16 protein-coding genes are annotated in these 21,815 nt (G+C 36.7%); 8 read left to right on the top strand and 8 right to left on the bottom strand.

Annotated elements, in window-relative coordinates; translation table 11 throughout:
- Positions 1-21 precede the first annotated feature (21 nt).
- Complete coding sequence (locus tag AADJ06_RS09370) at positions 22-594, top strand: NUMOD4 domain-containing protein (protein WP_341226175.1); 573 nt, start codon at positions 22-24, stop codon at positions 592-594.
- Here AADJ06_RS09370 and AADJ06_RS09365 read toward each other — a convergent pair.
- Positions 591-4,292 carry an ATP-binding protein gene (locus AADJ06_RS09365; protein WP_341226174.1) on the bottom strand — a complete coding sequence of 1,234 codons (3,702 nt, stop codon included), beginning with the start codon at positions 4,290-4,292 and terminating at the stop codon, positions 591-593. The genes AADJ06_RS09370 and AADJ06_RS09365 overlap by 4 nt on opposite strands.
- A gap of 200 nt (positions 4,293-4,492) precedes the next feature.
- Here AADJ06_RS09365 and AADJ06_RS09360 point away from each other — a divergent pair, with 200 nt between their 5' ends.
- Together AADJ06_RS09360 and AADJ06_RS09355 are read left to right on the top strand one after the other, a co-directional pair.
- Entirely contained in the window at positions 4,493-5,017 is a 525-nt protein-coding gene (locus tag AADJ06_RS09360) for a hypothetical protein (RefSeq protein WP_341226173.1), read from the top strand.
- A 53-nt stretch (positions 5,018-5,070) separates the two neighbouring features.
- The gene (locus tag AADJ06_RS09355) at positions 5,071-5,373 is read left to right on the top strand and encodes a YtxH domain-containing protein (RefSeq protein ID WP_341226172.1); all 303 of its coding nucleotides are present in this window, start codon (positions 5,071-5,073) and stop codon (positions 5,371-5,373) included.
- A 39-nt stretch (positions 5,374-5,412) separates the two neighbouring features.
- On the opposite strand, the gene AADJ06_RS09350 is transcribed toward AADJ06_RS09355, so the two are convergent.
- From AADJ06_RS09350 to AADJ06_RS09340, 3 genes are all read right to left on the bottom strand, one after another.
- Positions 5,413-6,543, bottom strand: coding sequence for an MBL fold metallo-hydrolase (locus AADJ06_RS09350; RefSeq protein WP_341226171.1), 1,131 nt, complete (start codon positions 6,541-6,543; stop codon positions 5,413-5,415).
- Positions 6,544-6,713: 170 nt separating this feature from the next.
- Positions 6,714-8,276: a RagB/SusD family nutrient uptake outer membrane protein gene (locus tag AADJ06_RS09345; RefSeq protein WP_341226170.1), complete on the bottom strand. Its 1,563-nt coding sequence runs from the start codon at positions 8,274-8,276 to the stop codon at positions 6,714-6,716.
- 30 nt (positions 8,277-8,306) lie between these two features.
- Positions 8,307-11,519 carry a TonB-dependent receptor gene (locus tag AADJ06_RS09340; protein ID WP_341226169.1) on the bottom strand — a complete coding sequence of 1,071 codons (3,213 nt, stop codon included), beginning with the start codon at positions 11,517-11,519 and terminating at the stop codon, positions 8,307-8,309.
- Positions 11,520-11,934: 415 nt separating this feature from the next.
- Here AADJ06_RS09340 and AADJ06_RS09335 point away from each other — a divergent pair, with 415 nt between their 5' ends.
- Both AADJ06_RS09335 and AADJ06_RS09330 read left to right on the top strand, forming a co-directional pair.
- Positions 11,935-12,189 (top strand): type II toxin-antitoxin system prevent-host-death family antitoxin, encoded by a 255-nt coding sequence (locus AADJ06_RS09335; protein ID WP_341226168.1) that lies wholly within the window; start codon positions 11,935-11,937, stop codon positions 12,187-12,189.
- Between the two features lies 1 nt (position 12,190).
- Positions 12,191-12,445 carry a Txe/YoeB family addiction module toxin gene (locus tag AADJ06_RS09330; protein WP_341226167.1) on the top strand — a complete coding sequence of 85 codons (255 nt, stop codon included), beginning with the start codon at positions 12,191-12,193 and terminating at the stop codon, positions 12,443-12,445.
- 58 nt (positions 12,446-12,503) lie between these two features.
- On the opposite strand, the gene AADJ06_RS09325 is transcribed toward AADJ06_RS09330, so the two are convergent.
- Both AADJ06_RS09325 and AADJ06_RS09320 read right to left on the bottom strand, forming a co-directional pair.
- Positions 12,504-12,785 (bottom strand): pyrimidine/purine nucleoside phosphorylase, encoded by a 282-nt coding sequence (locus tag AADJ06_RS09325; protein ID WP_341226166.1) that lies wholly within the window; start codon positions 12,783-12,785, stop codon positions 12,504-12,506.
- Positions 12,786-12,900: 115 nt separating this feature from the next.
- Complete coding sequence (locus AADJ06_RS09320; protein ID WP_341226165.1) at positions 12,901-16,575, bottom strand: class I tRNA ligase family protein; 3,675 nt, start codon at positions 16,573-16,575, stop codon at positions 12,901-12,903.
- Between the two features lie 136 nt (positions 16,576-16,711).
- On the opposite strand from AADJ06_RS09320, the gene AADJ06_RS09315 reads away from it, so the two are divergent.
- Positions 16,712-17,962: a glycosyltransferase N-terminal domain-containing protein gene (locus AADJ06_RS09315; protein WP_341226164.1), complete on the top strand. Its 1,251-nt coding sequence runs from the start codon at positions 16,712-16,714 to the stop codon at positions 17,960-17,962.
- Here AADJ06_RS09315 and AADJ06_RS09310 read toward each other — a convergent pair.
- Positions 17,956-18,819 carry a dienelactone hydrolase family protein gene (locus AADJ06_RS09310; RefSeq protein WP_341226163.1) on the bottom strand — a complete coding sequence of 288 codons (864 nt, stop codon included), beginning with the start codon at positions 18,817-18,819 and terminating at the stop codon, positions 17,956-17,958. The genes AADJ06_RS09315 and AADJ06_RS09310 overlap by 7 nt on opposite strands.
- A 90-nt stretch (positions 18,820-18,909) precedes the next feature.
- On the bottom strand, positions 18,910-19,929 hold the full coding sequence (locus AADJ06_RS09305) for a DUF3500 domain-containing protein (protein ID WP_341226162.1): 1,020 nt from the start codon (positions 19,927-19,929) through the stop codon (positions 18,910-18,912).
- 89 nt (positions 19,930-20,018) lie between these two features.
- Here AADJ06_RS09305 and AADJ06_RS09300 point away from each other — a divergent pair, with 89 nt between their 5' ends.
- Positions 20,019-20,807 carry a Rossmann-like and DUF2520 domain-containing protein gene (locus tag AADJ06_RS09300; protein WP_341226161.1) on the top strand — a complete coding sequence of 263 codons (789 nt, stop codon included), beginning with the start codon at positions 20,019-20,021 and terminating at the stop codon, positions 20,805-20,807.
- Complete coding sequence (locus AADJ06_RS09295; protein WP_341226160.1) at positions 20,804-21,781, top strand: formylglycine-generating enzyme family protein; 978 nt, start codon at positions 20,804-20,806, stop codon at positions 21,779-21,781. Before AADJ06_RS09300 ends, AADJ06_RS09295 begins: the two co-directional genes overlap by 4 nt.
- Positions 21,782-21,815: the final 34 nt, after the last annotated feature.

Raw genomic sequence — 21,815 nt, 5'->3', positions numbered from 1 at the left:
ATAAAAAAAATAAACCCCAAAATGATCCAGCCCAACCATACCGGTGAGCAATGGCAAAGAATTATTATTGATGTTCCAGATTTAGAAAATCCACCACATTATGAGGTATCTAGTTTTGGAAGATTGAAAAGTTTCCAGAATAGTCCAGAAGGAAAACTCCTGAAGGGCTCTGTAATACAAGGATATCGTTCTTTGAATATTCGGCTTCCAAAAGGTAAATCCTTCAACCGCTACATTCATAAATTAGTGGCTACTTTCTTCACAGAGAAACCCTCTGATGAACATAATTTTGTCATTCACCTTGATTTTGACAAATTGAATAACATTAATTCCAACCTTAAATGGGTAACAAAGGAAGAAATGCTAGAGCATAATAGGAGTAATCCTAATGTTATTAATAGACCAAGACCTGTTAAATCAAAAAATTACAAGCTTAATGAGTCAAAGGTTCGCATGATTAAGAAGATGCTAAAGTCAGATAAGTCTAGACTTAAGATGATAGCAAAGCAATTTGGTATTACACATACACAACTTAATAGGATTAGATCAGGTGAAAACTGGGGTCACGTGAAATTAGAGGTAGAGGAGGCTTAGGCCTCGTTTGCCAGCGGTAAGTCTACATAAAAAGTGGTGCCTTGCCCTATTTCCGTTTCGAACCAGATGTTTCCACCGCTATGTTCTACGCCACGTTTAGCCATTGCTAAACCTAGGCCGGAGCCACCTATTTTAGTACTGAAGTTAGGAATAAAGACTTTGTTTCTAACATTTTCAGGTATTCCGCTTCCATTATCTTTTACCTCAATAATGGCAAATTTGTCTTTATCGTTTCGATAAACCTTGATTTCTATCTTTGGTTTTCTGTCTTCGGTTACAGATTGTATACCATTAATAACCAGATTAGTCACTACTCTGTTTATTAGTTGATGGTCGCTTCTCACATAAAGTTCTTTCTCTTCTGAAGTGAAAGAAACGTCCACTTTATTGTTTTGAGCATATAGATATGAGGTTTTTTGGACTAGACTAGCTAGTTCAAAAACCTCACTTCGTGGAACGGGCATTTTAGCAAACTCTGAAAAGGAGTTGGCTATTTCTGAAATATTGTCAATTTGTTCAGTTAATGAACCAAGAGCTCTTTCTATTCTTTTTTGAGATTTCTCATCTAAGGATGGAAGAGTTCTTTGTAGTTGTTGGATTGATAGCTTCATAGGAGTTAGTGGATTTTTAATCTCATGTGCTACCTGTTTAGCCATTTCCCTCCAGGCTGTTTGTTTCTCACTTTGTGAGAGAGCATCTTTACTTTCCTCTAACATTTTGAGCATGTTATTATAGGATTTAGTAAGTACACCTATTTCATCATCTGCTTCCCATACTATAGGCTCATTCTGCTTGTTTAAGCTAGTTTTAGTTATTTTTCGAGCCACCATTTTTAGGGGGTTGGTCAGATGGTTTGAGGCAAAATATGATAAAACTAAAAGTATCAAGAAAAGGGCAATACAAATACTTAGAATAGTTGTAAAAACCTCTTTTAATTGCAATTCTAAAGTGTTAGATGAATCAAAAAATGGTATTCCAATAACACCTAAGGGTTTATTTACCTTATCTTTTATTGATAAATAAACAGCCTTATATTTTAGCTCTCCTAAAGATTCTTTAAGCAGAATCTCATTTTCATGTTCCTCAATTATTGCCTGATAGGCACTTGAGTTAACTCTATTAGAAAGTAGGTTGTATTCATAAATTAATGGCCTTGAGCTATACGCTAGTCTACCATCTAAGTCAAAATAGTTAATATCAGATTTAGTATCTTGAGCTAGTTTGTTAATTTCTTGTTTGAAAAATTCAGGACTACTTTTTCCTTCATCTAGATTTTGTAAATGAAGCCTTACTGTAGAGCCTATGTTCTTAGTGTTTTCTAAATAAAAGTTACTCTGAATAGTCAGTAATGTACTTCTTATGACACCAATAATGGCAAATAAGATAAGTAAGAACGGTAACAAAAAGGCTGCATTAAGGTATATCTGAATTTTGGTTGAGAAGTTCATTCTAAGTCTTCTAAGTCCAATTCTTATAGCGTAAATTAAAATCAAGAATGAAATAATAAGAACCAAGAATAGGTATAAGAAAGAAAAGTCAGATAGTAATGAAATAATAATATTCCGCTCGGACGAAATGATGATCTTTCTCCCGTTTTGACCTTTTACGCCTAAATGGTCGTAGTCGTCTATTTGTAGACCTGTTGTAAATAGTTTTGGGTTACTTAGTATTTTTGTGTCGGTTGATTTTAAATAATTAAACCTTCCACTGGTGAAAACCAATTCATCTTTTTCATTGAAAATAGCGTAACTGTAATTCTTAGAGTCCGGGTTTTGAACAAACCTCTTTTCCATCAAGAGCTCAGGATATACGCTTTCGGCGTAGCCATCTCTTTGCTTTAAATCTAAAACTACCGTTCCTGAGCTTTCTTTTAGAGGGACAAAAACGATATATTGTTTTATAAACTGAATGCCTGTTTCGTTTACAAAATAGATGTTAGGATTATCAGTTTTATACTTCTCTTGCTTGTATTTACTTACAAAATCAAGCAAGTTTGGTAGATCTTCTTCTATGCCTAGCTGTTTGCCGTTTCGGTCAAACGAAAGGACACTGGTATTATACTTATCGAAGTAAAGGTCTAGGTGTTTCTCTTTTACAAGAGCCTCAACGGCTTGTTTGGGAAGTAATTCCCTCTTTATACTATTTTGTACATTGGTGTCAGCTTTAATTCCTTGAATAACCTTAGTCAGTAGGCCTTCTCCTAGGGCGTCATTTTCGGCAAGGTACCTTAATCCATAATTCTGTTTGTCAAAAACATTCTTTTTTACAGACTCATTTCTAATAACTAATACAGTTATTAAAGTGTAAACAAAAGCTCCAAGAAAGAAGTAGATAGAAGTATTATACTTAAACGAGTGGAGGAATCTAGTAAGTTTAAAATAATAAACTATAAGGAAATAGAGAGCCCCTAATAGGTAAACCCAAGAAATCTGGTCTAAATAAATTAAGATAAAGAAGGCAAGTAAAGACCCATAAAGCCAATGGATAAAGCCTGTTTTTTTGTTGACATTTATCCTTGAAAAAGTGTTTATCAAAAAATGCTGCGTCAAGAAAAAGACAAAACCTAATAAAATAAAAAAGAGGATTGCGGCTATCTTTAAGTTACTGAATGACGTACTAAATGATAAGTCTAAAAGGAATGACGAATTCTCATATATAGACGATAGACGGTTGAAAATATAGTAAGTACAAGTGACGCTTAATACAATATTAATTACTGATATGACACTTTTAAAAGTACTAGACGACCTTATTAAGTTCTGATGAATTTTTGATCTATAAAAGTATGCAACAAAGAAGAAAACGAATATTCCTAGAAACGCGACATTGACAATGAGGTCACCTAGAGAAGGTGAAATGCTATTAATGGCAAAGAACTTAGGATTGAATAAATCCCACTCATATGAAGAGAAAGGTAAACTATTGGCTAGCATAAACCATCTGGTCAGTACCAAATAGCTTAATAATATAAACGCCGCCAGTTCTATGTTCTGGGTCGTTATTAGTTTGCGAATCAAGAGAAAACAATAAATGCCCAAAAAAGCAAAACCCAAAATCATTAGAATAAGTGTTTCTAAGGTGATTTCGCTCGAGTTTAAATTCTCGGTTCTTGGAGGAACCACAGAAAATAGAAACCTTTCATTTGCATCATGAATGTTGAGATATGAAAAACTACTTGCTGTATTTTCTATCGTTAGCGGACTGGTCGGTAAGATCCTTTTTTCAAATCCAGACTTTAAGTAGTCGTTTTCATTTCTATATTTTTGATATACAGGAATTAAAGAGACCAGTTCTACTTTTTCTTTACGGTAATAAAACGACTGTTTCTTAACTAGGCTGATATGATTGCTCTTAGCTAAAAGGCCATCATTGAAAATTCCAGAAATCCAGTTATACTCTGGTATGTAGCGATGGTCAGACCAATAGATTAACTTACCAGCTTTAAAAATGAAATAAGGAAAGGTGGTTTCTGAGTTCAAAGCCGCAAAATTAACAGTATTGCTCTTTTGAAATAAACCCGTGATCTCGGTAAGTTCAGTGTCGGCTAGTTTTAAGCTCTGTAATACTTTTTTTTGAACAGCTTCTCCGTAGTGTTTTTCGGAAGCTTTTGGGCTATTCTCCTCTAATAGCTGGCTACTCACCAATGCCGTAGCAAAACTGAGTAAAGCCAGAATTAAAAAAATATGTTTTTTTACCAATGAGGAGATCATGTAAATGCTTAACCTAGCTAATTCTATGTACCAATCGAAAAAATCGTGCCAATGGGAGATGTATATACTTATTAGCGAAATTATTTAGATTGATTAGAAAACGAGGGTAGCAAATAGTTATTAAGAAAAGCGTGTAATAGTTTCAGAGAAAGGAATATTATAGGAAATTTAGGCTCAATTGATTTGATATGGAAATAATGGTAGAACTCTTAAAAACAATAATCCCTTTAGGCTTATTGATGATGGGAATGTACTTTTTGGCGAAGACTTTTTTAAACAAACAGTACGAGCAAAGAAAATTAGAATTAAATAGTAAATCGAAGGAGGTTATAACCCCTTTGAAGTTACAAGCTTATGAAAGAATGACGCTTTTTTTAGAGCGAATTACGCCCAATTATATGCTTTTAAGGTTGTACGAAAGGGCAGAGTTAGTTGGTGACTTTCAGGCTATTTTATTGAAAGAAATAAGAGAAGAATATTATCATAACTTAGCACAGCAAATATATGTTTCTCCTGAAGTTTGGGAAGAAATAAAAACTGCAATGAATGACATACTTTCTTTAGTAAATCAATCTGCTGCTGAACTTAAACCTGACGATGGTGCAATAAACTTATCGAAAAGGATATTTGATAAAGTAGTTAATGAAGACATTGACCCTACCAAAAAACCTTTGTTAATGTTAAAACAAGAAGTACAAGAGCTATTTGAATAGTGATTATTAAATGTTTTTTGACTAAATTACTAAAAACAAAGAAGTGAATTAATATGGCGGTTACATCAAAACATTTAGCAACATTTATCCTTGGAGCCGCGGCTGGCGTGGCTATGCATAAGTACCTTCAAACGGAGGAGGGAGAAAAGCTTATGGAGGATTTAAAAACAAAAGGAAACCAACTGAAAGACGAGGCCGAAGATGCTATTGAAAAGGCCCCCGAATATTTTGAGGAATTAAAAGGCGAAGCCTCAAATAAGCTTGCTGATACATTGGCCATGCTAAAAGAAAAATTTCCAGAAGCAGAGGAAATGATAAAGGAGATTATTGGAGGTGCCAAGCCTAAGGCCGTTTAATGCTAAACAAAAGGCGAGCCTTTAAACTCGCCTTTTGTTTTAAAGGTATTTCTCCCACCATTTGTCATTTGGCAGTAACTCTTCATTTATAGCTATAGTTTGCCCAATTTGTGGCAATACCATTTTTACATTCTTTTTTTCAGCTGCTGCTGTAGCTCTTTCTACAGACTCTTGCCACGGATGTAAGGCAAGTGTAAAAGCTCCCCAGTGAATAGGCATCATTTGCTGAGCTTTGATGTCAATACTGGCTTGTACAGTTTCTTCTGGCATCATGTGAATGTTGTCCCAGCGTTCATTATATTGTCCACATTCCATCATAGCAAAATTAAAAGGACCATATTTTTCGCCAATTTCTTTAAAATGCGGGCCATAGCCACTGTCACCACTAAAGTAAATGTTATCTTCTGTTCCTTTTATAACCCATGATGCCCAGAGGGTGGTAAATCTATCGGCAACTCCTCTTCCAGAAAAATGCCTAGCAGGAGTGCAGGCGAGTTTTAAGCCTTTATAATCTGCTTCATCCCACCAGTCAAATTCTTTTATTTTTTCTGGTAAAACGCCCCATTTCTCTAAATGACTTGCCAAACCAAGTGGTACGTAAAACTGTTTTACTTTGTCTTTTAAAAGTAAAATAGATTCATAATCGAGGTGGTCGTAGTGGTCATGGGAAAAGATTACTAAGTCAATTTCGGGAAGTTGTGCTATCTCTATTGGTAATTCTTTACTGTATCTTTTTGAACCTAGAATGGCAACAGGAGAAGGGGTAGCTCCCAGCATGGGGTCAAGTAGTATTTTTAGGCTTTCCATTTCTAAAAGAAAAGAGGAATGCCCAAACCATGTAATTTGAGTACTGTCGCCTATCCTTTTTTGAATGTCTAAAGAGTCTATTTTTAGAACTGGTATGTCAACTTTAGGTTCTCGTCCTTCTTTACTAAGATATTCTGGAATCATTTTGATGGCTTCCCAGGTGCCCATTTCCATATTAGTTTCTATGGCATTTTTAAAGAGTCCGTTGGTATAGTTGTCAGATTTCTTGTAGGATTCCTTTTGAGCTACTGTTGGCTTTCCGCCAAAAACTGGATGGAAATTCATAAATATAGCTGTTCCAGCTATGAGCATAACTAGAATAACCGCAATCGAGAGAAATACCATTTTAAGTGTTTTTTTCATTAGTATGTGAGTAATCACTTACAAAAAGGTTTTTTATATTCTATTAGTTCATTTGTGCTGTCAAATTATTAAAATAATATTTCTATAGTGCGAGATTGTCAAAAAGAAAAAACTCCCTGTCAAAGAATTATGACCGGGAGTTTTATGAAAAGGGAGTGGGTATTTACTTACTATTCTGGATATCCAGTGTTTTGAGGTCTCAAATTAGGATTATTCAGCATTTCTTGTTTTCCTAATGGAAGTAGTAGGTGTTTTTCCTGAAGTGCTTGATTCGAACTCAAATTGATATGCCCTACAAAGGCGTCAAAACCATCAGTGTTTTCATTGTACACCTGTCTTAGTCTCACCATATCAAACCAAGTGATTTGCTCGTAACACAGCTCATGCCACCTTTCTTTCCATACAGCTTCTCTGAAAGAACTTTGGTTAAACTCTCCTAAAGCTGGGGTAGATAAAGTGGCTCGGTCTCTAATTTTCTTTAGAGCGTCATAAGCTTCCTGGGTAGGAGAGCCTAATTCGTTTTGTGCTTCAGCAAATAATAACAATACTTCAGCATATCTTATTTGAGGTACGTTCAGGTTATTTGTTCTAGAGCCTGGAGCATCTTTAGTTCCATTGGCAGTTCTATTAAAGTGTTTGAAGATATAAGAAGCCCCTAGGTCAAACTCTTCACCACTACCATTTGTATAATAAGTGTTATAGAAGTATCCCTCTTGGTTTTTTGCTCTTAGGTCACCGTCTTCATAAGAGTTGTAAAAAGCGGATGTAGGTACTGTACTTCCTGTTCCTGAAGGTCCGTTATAAGTTACAGGCTTAAAGTTTGGGTACATATTACCCATAGGGTTACTTGCCACCACATTGTTATACTGAAGCATGAATAAGTGTTCTACAGTATTTTTTAGGTTTTCTTGATGAACTTCTTCATATGTATCGAAAAGACCTATGGAAGACGGATTGCTATTAGCGTAGTCAATTATCTCCTTAGCTTTTGATGCAGCTAATTGATAATGCGACGCCCCTTTTTGTAAAGGAAAACCAGCCATAGTTAAGTATACACGGGCTAGTTGAGCTTTTACAGCTGCTAGTGATATTCTACCACTTGGGTCCATCCATGCTAGGCCAGCAGATTCAGCAGTTTTTAAATCAGATTCAATTAAGGCATAGATTTCTTCTTGAGAAGTTCTACCAGGCAAGAAATCTTCGGAAGCGGCAGTCTGAGGGTCTGTAATTAAAGGTATGTCACCCCATAATCTTACCGCAGTGAAATAGGCAGTAGCTCTTAAAAAACTGGCTTCACCCAGAATTTTCTTTTTTTGACTTTCATCCATTGGGCTAATGTCTGGAACCTTAGCAAGTACTTGATTTGCCTGAGCAATGACCTTATAAAGACCGTTCCAATAGTTTACTACATGGGCAGTGTTGCCATCATGAACTAAACCATAAAGGTTGTTCAAGTCTGAGTTTTGAGCAGTTTCCGTGGTAGATGTGCCTGAAAGTGCTTCTAAAAGTTGCCAGTTAGAAGAAAAAATTCCAGCACCATTTCCCATGAATCGCATGTCAGCATATACCGAAGCTAAGGCGGCTTCTGCGTGGTCAGGAATTTGGTAGAAACTATCTGGGCTTAAATTTGAGGGAGCCACCTCATCTAGGAAGTCGGAGCAGCTCACTGTGCTGAATAAAATGATAGCACTAAGCATCATTTTACCAATTTGGTTATTTATTAAAAATCTCATTTTGTCGTTCTTTTTGATACTTTAGAAATATTATAATGTTACCTGAAGACCTAGCATAAATGTGGTAGGTTTTGGGTAATTGTGCCATATCATCCCTTGAGAGAATGCACTGTTTCCGTTTCCTTGGTTAAGAGGAGCCGTTTCTGGGTCACCCACAATAGGGTCTTCCACCAATAAGAAGAAGTTTTGGACTGAAGTATAAATTCTTAGTCTATCTAATTTGAGTTTTTCAACAGTTGCTGATGGGAAAGTATAACCAATCATGGCATTTTTTCCTCTTAAGAAAGAACCGTTTTTAATCCAGTGAGAGTCTACATTGGTTACATAACCTGCACGTGTATCTCTAATTTCGGCAATCATTGTGTTTTGGTTATCAGGCGTCCAAGCATCTAATACAGAAGTATAACTGTTAGCAAGAGCTTGACGATCTTCACTAGGGTGAAGGTTCATCATCATAACATCATTTCCGTACATAAACTGCATTTCAAACAATAAGTCAAAACCTTTGTATCTAAGATTATTAGTTATTGCTCCCCATCCTTTAGGGCTACCATTTCCAATGATAGAACGGTCAGCATCTGTAATGGCTTTGTCGCCGTTTACATCAAGGTATTTGATGTCACCAGGTAGCATAGTAAGACCATTTCTATAACTTGTAAATTGAGCTGCTTCATCACGTTCTGCTTCGCTCCAAACGCCTAATCTTGTCAATCCCCAGAAAGAACCTACTGGCTCACCCACTCTAATAATATTTGTAGGGTTGGTAAAGTTTGGTCCACCTACATTAAATATATCAGATGGCGTAGCAAGCGATAGGACTTTGTTCTTATTGAAAGAGATATTGAACGAAGTAGTCCATTCTAGCGGGCCATTAACAATATTGTTAGAGTTAATAGCTAGCTCCACACCTTTGTTTTCCATTGAACCCACGTTCCTACGAATGGTTGCGTAACCGCTTGTTTGCGGCACGGGTGCATCCAAAAGCATGTCAGTAGTTTTTCTGTAGTAGTAATCAGCTTCAATGTTGATTCTTCCTTTGAAGAGACCAAGTTCTACACCGAAGTCGGTTTGAGCTGTTTTTTCCCAACGTAAATCTGGGTTAGCTAATCTAGAAATACCTGTTCCTGATACTCTGCTGTCATTATAGATGGTAGAGTAGTTTGAGCTAAGTAGTGAAAGCGATGAGTATGCAGGAATTTCCGAGTTACCCGTTAAACCATAACTTGTTCTCAATTTCAAGTTTGAGATAACATTATTACCCTGTAAGAAACTCTCTTCAGATACACGCCATGCTAATGCACCAGACGGGAAGAAAGAGAATTTATGGTTTTCTCCAAATTTAGAAGAACCATCAGCACGACCAGTAAATGTTACCAAATACTTGTTTTTTAAGCCATAGTTTAATCTGCCGAAGTAAGAGTTAAAGGCATTTCTACTAGCACCAGAACCTACTGATGGATTAAGAGCACCTGCCCCTAAGTTATTGTAAGTGAAATAATCGGTTGCAAAGCCAGAAACGCTAGCACGCATGTCAAAGAAATTGGTCTCTTGCCATGAAATACCCAAAAGACCTGTGATAGAGTGGATGTCTTTAAAGTCTTTAGTGTATGTCAAATAGTTCTCAAGTGACCAAAAACTCTCTTTAGCATTATATGTAGAGGCGTTACCCTGAGAGCCAATGTTTAGTGTTCTCGTTTGAGACTCGTTAATTTCTTGAGTTTTGATATTTGCACCCAATACCGTTCTCATTTCAAGACCTTCCATAAACTTGATATTGGAGTAGATACTACCAATAGAAGTTTGTGTGTTCATTACATATCTTCTGTTTGTCGATCTATGGACAGAACTCATAGTACCTTCAGCAAAAGGGAAGTCTCTGTTGTTAGCAAATGTGCCGTCTTCGTATCTTACTGGGAGGAAAGGGAAATCTTCTACTATTTGACGAGCCACAGCATCGTTAATGTCTACTACATTTTCTGTTTGGTTATTATAGCTCAAAGTTCCACCTACTTTTAACCAGCTAGTAATGTTATCATCAATAGTAAACCTAGCAGAATATCTTTTAAGGTAAGAGTTTATCAAAAGACCTTGGTCATCTCTGTATCCTAAAGAAAGGGAGTGCTGCGTTTTTTGATTTCCGCCGCTAAATCCTAATTGGTGATTTTGAGATATTTTATTTTGAACATTTGCCTCCAACCAGTTAGTATCATATTTAGGATTGCCGTTAGCATCAAATACTCTTGGGTCGGTACGGCGTAGTGCAGGGTTTAGGTATTCCCATTTTCCTGCAGCCCAGCCATCTGGGTCATATTTTGCCATGTTTGCCCAAGCTAAATCTTCTACAGCCATGTATTGTTCTGCGTTAAGAACTTGTGGCGGATTTGGACCAATGACGTTTAAAGAGAAGTCTGAATTATAGGTAACGTGGCTGTCTCCAGCTTTACCTTTCTTTGTAGTTACCAAAATCACACCATTAGCACCTCTTGCACCGTAAATGGCGGTGGAAGAAGCATCTTTCAATACTTCAACAGATACGATGTCATTCGGATTAATGTAATCAATGGCTGAAGTAAACTGAGATTGATTTCCCTGAGGAAGCATTACACCATCTACTACGTAAAGCGGATTGTTAGAAGAGTTAATGGAGCTAAAACCTCTAATTCTTATTTGAGTTCTTCCGCCTGGTCTTCCAGAGTTAGAACTAACCTGAACACCTGCCATTCTTCCTGATAAACCTTGGGCTAAAGAAGGAGCTGGTCTTTCAAGGAGTTGTTCCTCTTTAACAGTACTTACCGAGCCGGTTAAATCAGATTTTTTAAGTGTACCATAACCAATAACTACTACTTCTTCTAGTACTTTATCGTCTGGTGACATAGATACATTCACTAGTGTTTGGTTTCCAACCAAAACCTCTTGAGTACCATAGCCTATAAGTGAGAATATTAGCGTAGCACCGCTGTCTGGCACGTCAATTTGATACGTTCCGTCGGCATTAGTGATAGTACCTCTCGTGGTACCTTTCAAAACGATACTAACACCAGGTATACCTGTGTCTGTTTCGTCTTTAACTGTTCCGGTTATTTTTTTTTCTACCGCTGTACTAGTCGTGGTTTTAATGTTTAGGTTACTGTTGTAACCTTCTGCAATAGAGTTGGTTGTGGAGCTTAGTAAGAGGGCTGATACAGCCATAGTTACTTTAATTCCTCTAAACCACAATTTGCGGGTCGAGTATAATTTTAGCATAGCTAGGGTAAATTAATTAAGAGTGATTGAATTGAATAATTTTAACTAAAAGTAGTCCATTATTAACATTTCTTAAAAAATACTAGATTGTATTATGCTTAAATAGTACACAAATATCTTTTCTGAATACCAAACTTATGAAAGTGTATATGACTGGAAATAGACGAATTAGGAGTGTATTTTTGTCATTTTAGCTGGGAGTAATGACTTTTTTTGATGTAGCCGCTTAATAATCAATTAGTTTCGTTTTTGTGTTAAATTGATACTTTTGTTTAGAGTTCGTTATTTACGGACTAGTTGGCTATGGGGAATCTGGAAAAATACATTTGTTTTTTTGGAGAGCTCAGTTTAAGCTTGATTTGAATTCTAATCTATGTTAGCTTTTCTTATATTAAGTACTTATAAATGTAATTTCATGCAAGTAATTAATTATTCTGACTTCAGAAGTCACCTGAAAGCAAATCTTGACCAAGTCAGTCAAGATAACGAAACGGTAACTGTTAGTCGACCAAGAAATGAGAATGTAGTGGTTATTTCTCTAAAAGAGTATAATGCCATGCAAGAGACTCTTCATCTTTTAAGCTCAGACAACAATAGGGAACGATTGTTAGAAGCTGTGGAAAGAGATAAGGCGGGTTATCAAGAATCATATGAGTTAATTGAAGATTAGAATGACGCTTTCTTGGGATTCTAATACTTGGCAAGATTATACTTACTGGCAGGGCATTGACAAGAAAATGGTCAAACGCATCAACGAACTTATCAAAGAATGTGTAAGGACACCATTTGAAGGAAAAGGAAAGCCAGAAGCATTAAAGGCTAATTTAAGAGGCTACTGGTCTAGAAGAATAACCGATGAACATAGATTGGTTTATCGCGTTCATGACAACCGAATTCATGTTTTACAGTGTCGCTATCATTATTGACATAAAAAAACTGGCAGGAAGATTCCGTACCAGTTTTAAATAACTTTAAATATATTTTCTATACGTACTGACACATATAAGAAGTCTGCGTGTCTACTTTTACATTGAAAGATGAATCTCCAATCACATTAAAGTGCTCTCCACCTTTAAATGTTTTCCATTCTGTTTCGCCAGGTAAAAGTACTGTAAGGGCTCCCTGAATCACATTCATGATTTCTGGTGCACCTGTGCCAAAAGTGTATTCTCCGGGCTCCATTACACCAATAGAAGATTTTCCTTCCGGAGTTTCATAGCCTAGTGATTTTACATTGTTGTCGAAATATACGTTTGCTTCTATCATTCTTTCTTATTTATATGATTTTTATCGGTTGTTTTTTGTCACGTGCTAGATGTCGGATGCGGGATGTTTTATGTAAGTGAAAATCACCTAACATCAGGCATCAAACATCTAACATTCAAATTGCCACACTTACATTCAGAATAAGAAGGTATTCTTCCATCTCAATTTCAGTACTATCGGCTACAGAAGGGTTCACTTCTAAGGTAAGAGCTTGCACTTCTTCACAGATGTATGCTTTATTGGCCTGTATAGCAGCTGCTAGTTCTTCATTGTTATTCTGAAGCTTAATATTGATTTTATCAGTTACTTCAAAGCCGCTGTCTTTACGGTAGTTTTGAATTTTATTGACAAAGTCTCTTGCTATTCCTTCATGTTTTAGTTCTTCAGAAATATGCACATCCAAGGCTACCGTAAGGCTGCCATCTTGTGCCGTTAAGTATCCTGGTAGGTCTTCTGTTAGTATTTCTACGTCGGAAAGTTCTATTTCTCCTACAGCCAATGTCAGTTTTCCATTAGCTTCTATTTCCTTAATAGCTGCTGCGTCCATTCCTGATATTGCCCCAGCTACAGCCTTCATTTCTTTACCAAATTTAGGTCCTAAGGTTTTGAAGTTAGGCTTCACCTTTTTGCTTAATACACCCGAGGCGTCATCTAGGTATTCTATAGCCTTTATGTTTACTTCCGTTTTGATGAGGTCTTCTACAGAGGTAATTTGAGTTCTAACTTTTTCAGATAAAACTGGAATTAAGATTTTAGCTAATGGCTGGCGAACCTTCAATTGATTTCCTTTTCTCAAACCATGTACCATAGAACTCAGTCGCTGAGCATAGTCCATAGACTCTTGAAGGTTTTCATCTATCCAAGCCTCATTGGCCACTGGGAAATCGGAAAGGTGTACAGATATTTTATCAGCTTCTCCACCTAGGTTTTTATAAAGCCAGTCACTATAAAAAGGAGCAATAGGCGACATCAATTTAGCTACAGTTTTAAGGCAAACGCCTAAAGTTTCATAAGCCAGTTTTTTGTCATCGCTCAGTTCACCCTTCCAAAAACGCCTTCTTCCCAAACGCACATACCAGTTTGAAAGCTGGTCTGTCACAAAACTCTGAATAGCTCTACCTGCCTTGGTGGGTTCATAAGTTTCGTAGGCTTCGTCTACTTCTTTTATAAGAGTCTGAAGCTTAGAAAGCACCCATTTGTCTAGTTCTGTTGCTTTTGAAAAGTCAATTTCACCTGTGAAAGCATACTTATCAAGGTTGGCATATAGGGCAAAGAAATTATAAGTGTTAGTCAATGTTCCGAAGAACTTGTTTCTCACTTCTGTAACGCCGTCCAAATTGAATTTCAGGTTATCCCAAGGCTGAGCATTGGTAATCATGTACCACCTGGTAGGGTCGGCACCATAATTTTTTAATGTCTCAAATGGGTCAACGGCATTGCCTAATCTCTTAGACATCTTATTGCCTTTGGCATCCAAAACAAGACCTGTAGAAACTACATTTTTAAAGGCTACAGAGTCAAACAGCATTCCGGAAATGGCATGAAGTGTAAAGAACCAACCACGAGTTTGGTCTACACCTTCTGAAATGAAATCTGCCGGGAATGACTTGTCAAAAGTACCTTCATTCTCAAATGGATAATGCCACTGAGCGTAAGGCATGGCTCCTGAGTCAAACCAAACATCTATCAAATCAGGCTCTCTTGCATAGACAAGATATTTTCTTTTTGTTCCGTTTGAATTTTCACCAATTAATCCATCCCTATTAAATATGTCAAATTCTTCAATAAGCTGATTATCCTGGATTACTTCTCTTTCGATATTGTCCAAAGTATCAATGAAGAAAATATTGTCAACAAATGGACGATGAAGATCTATCTCTCCACTATCTAAAAAAGCAGATGCAGGTTCCGTAAATTCAAGGAACTTTTCAATGAATTCATTTCCGGCTTTATAAAAACAGAAATCTTTAAAATCGTCTAATTTGTAATTTTCCTCTTTCCATTTTATTATATCCTTCTTAAGTAAATCGTCAGAATCTGTCTGATTGAGTAATATATTTTCAAAATTTTTAATTAGCCTTTCAAACGCTTCTTCACTTAAATACTTAAAGCCTCTATGTCTCAGGTCATCTATAGAGCCAGCCATTTTTAAAAGAATATTGTCTGAAGCGATTGCAGTGGTTTTGATAAAAATAGACGCTCTCCAAATTGGTAAAGGGGTTCCCCAATAGCGTGAACGAGAAAGATTCCAGTCCACTAGGTTTTCTAACCAGTTTCCAAACCTCCCAGAACCAGTTGATTCTGGTTTCCAGTTGATTTCTTTGTTTAGCTTCGCCAATTTTTCTTTGACAGAGGTGGTTTTTACAAACCAGCTATCTAGTGGATAGTATAAAATTGGCTTGTCTGTACGCCAGCAATGCGGGTAGGAGTGCTCATAACGCTGTACGTTAAAAGCTCTGTTTTCCTCTTTAAGTTTTATAGAAATCCTTTCGTCTACAGAAAGATACTTATCTCTTTCTTGCTTTTTCTTTTCTATTTCTATTTCAGCGTCGGTGTAATATTCTGCCTTTACATATTCTAAAGCGAAATCAGTAACTTCTTTTACAAAACGGCCTTTACGGTCAACTAAGGGCATGTCTTTGCCTGTCTCATCCTTTACCATAACGGCTCCAATACCATTTTGCTGTGCTACTTTAAAGTCATCAGCACCGAAAGTAGGAGCAGTGTGAACAATTCCTGTACCATCTTCTGTAGTAACAAAATCACCGATGATAATCTTAAAAGCATCACCATTTGGCTGAACATAAGGAAGTAACTGTTCGTAGTTTATACCTTCAATTTCTGAACCTTTAAAAGTAGCCTCCACTGTCCATGGAATTACTTTTTTGTTAGATGATTCAAATCCATCAAAATCGCCATCTTTTCCTTTTGCAGAGAAATTTTTGCCTATTAAGTCCTTAGCAAGAATCAGGTTGACTGGTAAGAAAGTATATGGGTTGAAGGTTTTTACTAAAGCGTATTCTATGTTTTTACCTACGGTCAATGCCGTGTTAGAAGGCAGAGTCCAAGGCGTAGTGGTCCATGCCAAAACAAAGACCTCTTCATTGCTGGCAGCATCAAAAATAAAGGATGATTTGGCATCTTTTATCATTTTGAACTGTGCAGTCATGGAGGTATCTTTCACATTTTGATAGGCTCCGGGCTGGTTTATTTCGTGTGAAGATAATCCCGTACCTGCAGCTGGCGAATATGGCTGAATGGTATAGCCTTTATAAAGCAAGTCTTTGTCGTACAGTTTCTTCAGAAGACTCCATACAGATTCTATGTACTCGTTTTTGTAAGTGATATATGGGTCGTCCATGTCTACCCAGTAGCCCATTTTATCTGTCATGTCCTGCCAGATACCCGTAAATCTCATGACCGCTTCACGGCATTTTTGATTATACTCGGCTACAGATATTTTCTTGCCAATATCTTCCTTCGTTATTCCAAGTTCTTTCTCTACCTGAAGCTCCACAGGAAGTCCGTGTGTATCCCAGCCACCTTTACGGTTTACTTGGAATCCTTTTAGGGTTTGGTACCGACAAAAAATATCTTTAATAGTTCTAGCCATCACATGGTGAATACCAGGCGTTCCATTGGCAGAAGGAGGTCCTTCATAGAAAGTGAAAGTCTTATTTCCTTCACGCTCTTCAATAGACTTTTTGAAGACATTCTCAGATTTCCAAAATGCTAAAACTTCGTCTGCTACATCGGCATAATTGACCGATTTATACTCAGGATATTTCATCTAAAAACTAACCAATTTGGTGTAAAAACATTTGCCAGTACTCTGGCCTTTGAAATAGTGGGCAAAGATAGGGAATTCAATATTATAAAGGTTTCAAACTTGGCATATGTGGTATATTTGTGTTTAATTTTTTTAAATGACTTTCATTCTAGACATACTTTATTCAATTTCCATCCATTTTTTCAATTTGGGAATCAAGTTAGCGAGCTTATTCAGCTCAAAAGCTAAGCTTCGTTCCGAGGGTCAAAACAACTGGAAGAAGGAAGTTTCAAAAAGAGATTTAAACAGACCTTTGGCTTGGTTTCATTGTGCTTCTTTAGGGGAGTTTGAACAAGGGAGACCTGTAATAGAAGCTTTTAAAAGTAAAAAGCCTAACCATCAGATTCTATTGACATTTTTTTCGCCTTCTGGTTATGAGGTTAGAAAAAACTATACAGAAGCGGACATCATTTGTTATTTACCTTTGGATACAAAATCTAATGTAGAAGAGTTTTTAGAAGCTTTTCAGCCAAATATTGCATTTTTTGTCAAATATGAGTTTTGGCGAAACTTCATTGCTGGATTGAAAGAAAGAGATATTCCGGTGATTTCGTTTTCAACCATTTTCAGGGCAAGTCAAATGTACTTTAAGCCATTTAGTGGCTTTGCTAGAAAACCACTTTTGCAGATTGATAAGTTTTTTGTTCAAAATCAAGAGTCAGCAAATCTGTTAAAGAAGATAGGTCAACATAATGTTGAAATAGCTGGTGATACAAGGTTTGACCGTGTGGCGGATACTTTAAAAAACATCCGAGAGATAGAAGTTGCTAAACGTTTTAAAAATGATAGGAAGACGCTAATAGGAGGTTCCGTTTGGCCGGAAGACATGGAAGTTTTGATTCCTTTTATTAATGCTTCGTCGGATTTGAAATTTATTTTGGCTCCACATGAAATCAAGGATAAACAAATAAGTGAATGGGAGGGGCAAATGAAAAACAAAAAGGTTATTCGCTTTTCTGCGGCAGCTAAAACGCCAGATTTAGAAGGTTTTGATGTTCTGATAATTGATAATGTAGGAATGCTTTCTTCACTTTATCAATACGGCGAATTTGCATTTATTGGTGGAGGTTTTGCCACCGGACTTCATAATATATTAGAGGCAGCTACTTTCGGTATGCCTATATTTTTTGGAGATAAGGCTTTTGAGAAGTTTCAAGAAGCCAGAGAATTGATAGAAGAAAAAGGAGCGTTTAGTGTAAAAGGCTTTGATGATTTTAAGCAGATTATGGAGAGACTTCTTGAAGATACTACTTTCTTTAAGGAGACTAAAAACATCACATCCAAATACGTAAAAAATCACACCGGAGCTACCGATGTGATTTTAAATTGGCTTCAGAGATATCAATAAGAACTGAATCCGAATCGCTCGTTCAAATAGTTCATGGTCATTCCGTTGGCCTCCTTGGTGGCCTTTGCGTCATGTTTTGGGTTGCTAGGGTTGGCAAAACCATGCACAGCATCAAATATCTTGTAAGTCAATTTTTTGTCAGCTCTTCTCATATTGGCCGCAAATTTTTCAATGACCTCTTTGCTAATCCATTTCTCGGTAGCAAAAAGCCCAAGAACATCAGAATTTAAGGTTTTTAGTTGCTCTACGTCATCAACTGGCATTCCGTAATACATAACAGTTCCTACTGCTTGCTGCCCTTCTAATAAAGCCGATCTAAGTGATAAACCACCACCAAAACACCAGCCTACACTTGCTATTTTGGCATCTTTGCCAGCGTAATTGATACCCGCTTTCATGATGTTTTCTAGTCTAGTTTGGTCTGCACCACTCATTAGTTTTCCTGCTTCATCTGGGCTTGTGGTAGTTTTGCCATCGTACATATCAAGAGCTAAAACATTGACTTGGCCGTTAAAATTTTTGAAATAGGAGTTTGCTTCGTTTTTGATATTATCATTAAGTCCCCACCATTCTTGATATACCAAAAGCCATTTATTTGACTTTGATGTGGCTTTGATAAAATATGCTCCTGCGTCTTTGCCATCTGGAGAGCTTATTTTAATTTCTTCTCCTAAAGCTTCTAGGTTAATTTGAATAGGAGTAGGATGCATTTTGACAAATTCAGGGTCATTAACAAAATCTGCCATGCTTTCTGGCATAACATTATGACACATGGTTATTTCTGAGTTATCTTCTGGTTCATTTTTAAAACCTAAGAATGTCCAGAATAAGAGAAAGAAAGCGGATAGTTTGAACATAGATAAAATGATTTTTGGTTAAAAAAGGTACGGACTGTTTCTCGCTTGAGATTTAATCTTAAAACAAATTTGTGAAACAAAGGTTCTCGGCTAGTGGTCGTTTTTAATATGATTGGCTATCACATCTTCTCCCCAGTCGTTCGTTAAATCTCTCACCACAGAATGCACATGGTTGTTATTATTTTGGGTGCAGTCATATTCTATGAGTAAAACAGGATTATGAATTCTATAATAATGACCTTCGCCCCATTTTTCTCCACCCATCCATACAAAATGTAAGTTTTCTAAGCCTGCTTTTTCCGTTTTTAGTATCAATTCTTTGGCAAAACCCTGTGGTGATCTTTTGATATGATGACTTATTATTTTCATTAATTGCAATTGTTGCGGTTGCGTCATCTCACTGAATGGCAAACCTTCATTTTGTTTTATTTCTGCCAATGCACTATTTGAATTTACCATGTCATAAGGGGCTTTGTCGTTTATTTTGGCTTTATCATGTTGCTTTTTATTTAATGCATTTATAAATGCAAAACCCATGGCTGTTTCATCTTTTAAAACCTCTGTACCTTCTGGTAGTGGCATGTTGGCAGGAACTCGTGCAGGATTTGTTCCAAAAAATAGCGGGGTAGCGGAGTCAATTTTACCATTTTCGGAAGAATAGTTTAATGATAAATGATGTCCTTCTATTCGCCATGCCCATGTTTCACTTTGGTCTGGGGTTCCAAAAAATGAAAAGAAGTATTTTTCAGGGTCGCGACGGTCATTATCTTCAGGTAGCTTTTCTAGTATTTTTAAAACACTTTCTAGCTGCATTATGGCTAAAGCCGTTTTATAACCAGTTTCGCTTAATGATGCTTTCAGCATATTTTTGGCGAGTATTTTTTGGGGCTCAGAGAGTTTCCTGTAGTCCAGGCCTTTTCTCGGTACTGGTGTGTAAAACCATGATTTACGTTCTGGGCTTTCAAAATCAAACTGAGCTTCAGATTTTAAATCCTCAGAAAGGGAAGCTAAAAACTGCTTTGAAGCGTTTAATACTTCAGTATTGACGTTTTTTTGACCAAAGCACGGGGCTATTGTTCCTAATAAAAGGAATAGGATAATTTTTTTCATATGTGTTAATAGGATGGAATACTTGTTCAATCTATAGATATTAACTTGAAAAAAATACCTTTGAATTATAATTAAAGTAATAACATCAAATGACAGTTAGCATTATTGGAGCTGGAAATTTAGCTTGGCATTTAGTTAATGTTTTTGAAGAACTGGATGTTCGGGTGGCTGAGGTGTATGCTAGGAAAAAGAAAAACGCCGAATCTATAACTGGTTATTTGTATGATGTTAATGTAAAAACGGACTTAGATTTTTCTGATAGTCCTTCTAAATTATTCGTTTTGGCGGTTTCGGATGATGCTATTGAAATAGTTGCTAAACAAATAATACTTCCCAATGATAGTATTTTAGTGCATACTTCAGGAGCCAAGGGAATGGATGTCTTGAATTTTGCTAAGTTTCAAAACCTAAGTTTAAATGTTGGTGTGTTTTATCCACTTATGACTTTTAGCAAGGGCATAAAGGTTGATTTTAAACTAATTCCACTATGTATAGAAGCAGAAAACGAATCAAGCCTGAAAATTTTAAGGAAGTTAGCCCTGTCAATTTCTGATAAAGTAGACGTAATAGATTCCGAACAAAGGGTTATTCTTCATGTAGCAGCGGTTTTTTCTTGTAATTTTACTAATCATATGTGGGCTCTAGGGAAAGAGATAGCGGATGATGCCGCTCTGGATTTTGAAATGCTCAAACCGCTAATTAATGAAACATTTAAGAAAGCTATGAAAGCAGTGCATCCTGCTAATGTGCAGACTGGACCGGCGGTAAGAGATGATTTTAGTACCATCGAAAAGCATAGAAATATTATAAAAGAAGACGAAGAACTTCTAAGGGTATATGATTCTTTAACAAAAAGTATTCAAGACTGGTATCAATGAAAAATGTATTAAGTGTATTGTTTTTAGGTTTAGTGATTTTAGGCTGTAACTCTTCCGAGCAAAAAGAAGAAACTAGTGAAAAGCCTTCTTTTAACCCAAGGGCGGAGTTACCGAGTACGGTTCTTTATGTGGGATTAAAAGAACCTGAGCAGAATGAGATTGTGAATATTGAAGAAACGGTTCCTGAAAACATGATTGCTATTTCTGGGGGGAATGTAAGAATAGGTTCGGAAGAAGGTTTCGCTCATGAGCGTCCTATGTTTTGGGCTACGCTTAAACCATTCTTTATGGATAAGTCGCCTGTGACAGTTGGCCAGTTTAGAGCGTTTGTTTTGGCTACAGATTATAAAACAGAGGCTGATAAGTTTGGTAACGCCGGTATTATTCATGAAAGCACCGATAAGAATTGGATTTTAAAAGATGGTGCGAACTGGGAGTATCCTTTAGGAAAAGACTTTCCAAAAGCAGAAGACAATCATCCTGTTACGCAGGTTTCATGGAACGATGCAACGGCTTATGCCAAATGGGCTGGGAAAAGGTTACCGCATGAAATAGAGTGGGAGCATGCTGCAAGAAATGGAAAGAATACCAGAGATATTTATGCTTGGGGAAATGAAATAGCCGAAAATGACAAATATTTAGCCAATGTTTGGCAAGGGACTTTTCCAAATTTTAATGAAAATACCGACGCCTTTACAGAGACATCGCCGGTAGGTGCCTTTGGCGAAAGCCCAATAGGCTTGACAGACTTATCCGGAAATGTATGGGAGTGGTGCTCTAATTATGTTTTTGATTACAGGTCTTTAATAATGGAAGACGTACCTTCAGACTTTAAAGGAGAAAAGGCCGAAAGAGGTGGTTCTTTCCTTTGTGAGCCTAGTTGGTGTCATGGATATCGGGTTTCTGGACGATCTTCATCTTCTCCGGAAACTAGTCTGTTTCATGTAGGTTTTAGATGTGTGAAAGATATTTAAATTGTTAGTAAAGAGATGTCTTACTTTACCTTAT

It is taken from the genome of uncultured Arcticibacterium sp., assembly GCF_964021845.1.
In the GTDB taxonomy this organism is placed as follows: Bacteria; Bacteroidota; Bacteroidia; order Cytophagales; family Spirosomataceae; genus Arcticibacterium.
Note: the sequence above shows the minus strand (reverse complement) of the source record. Positions and strands in the feature narration are given on the sequence as shown.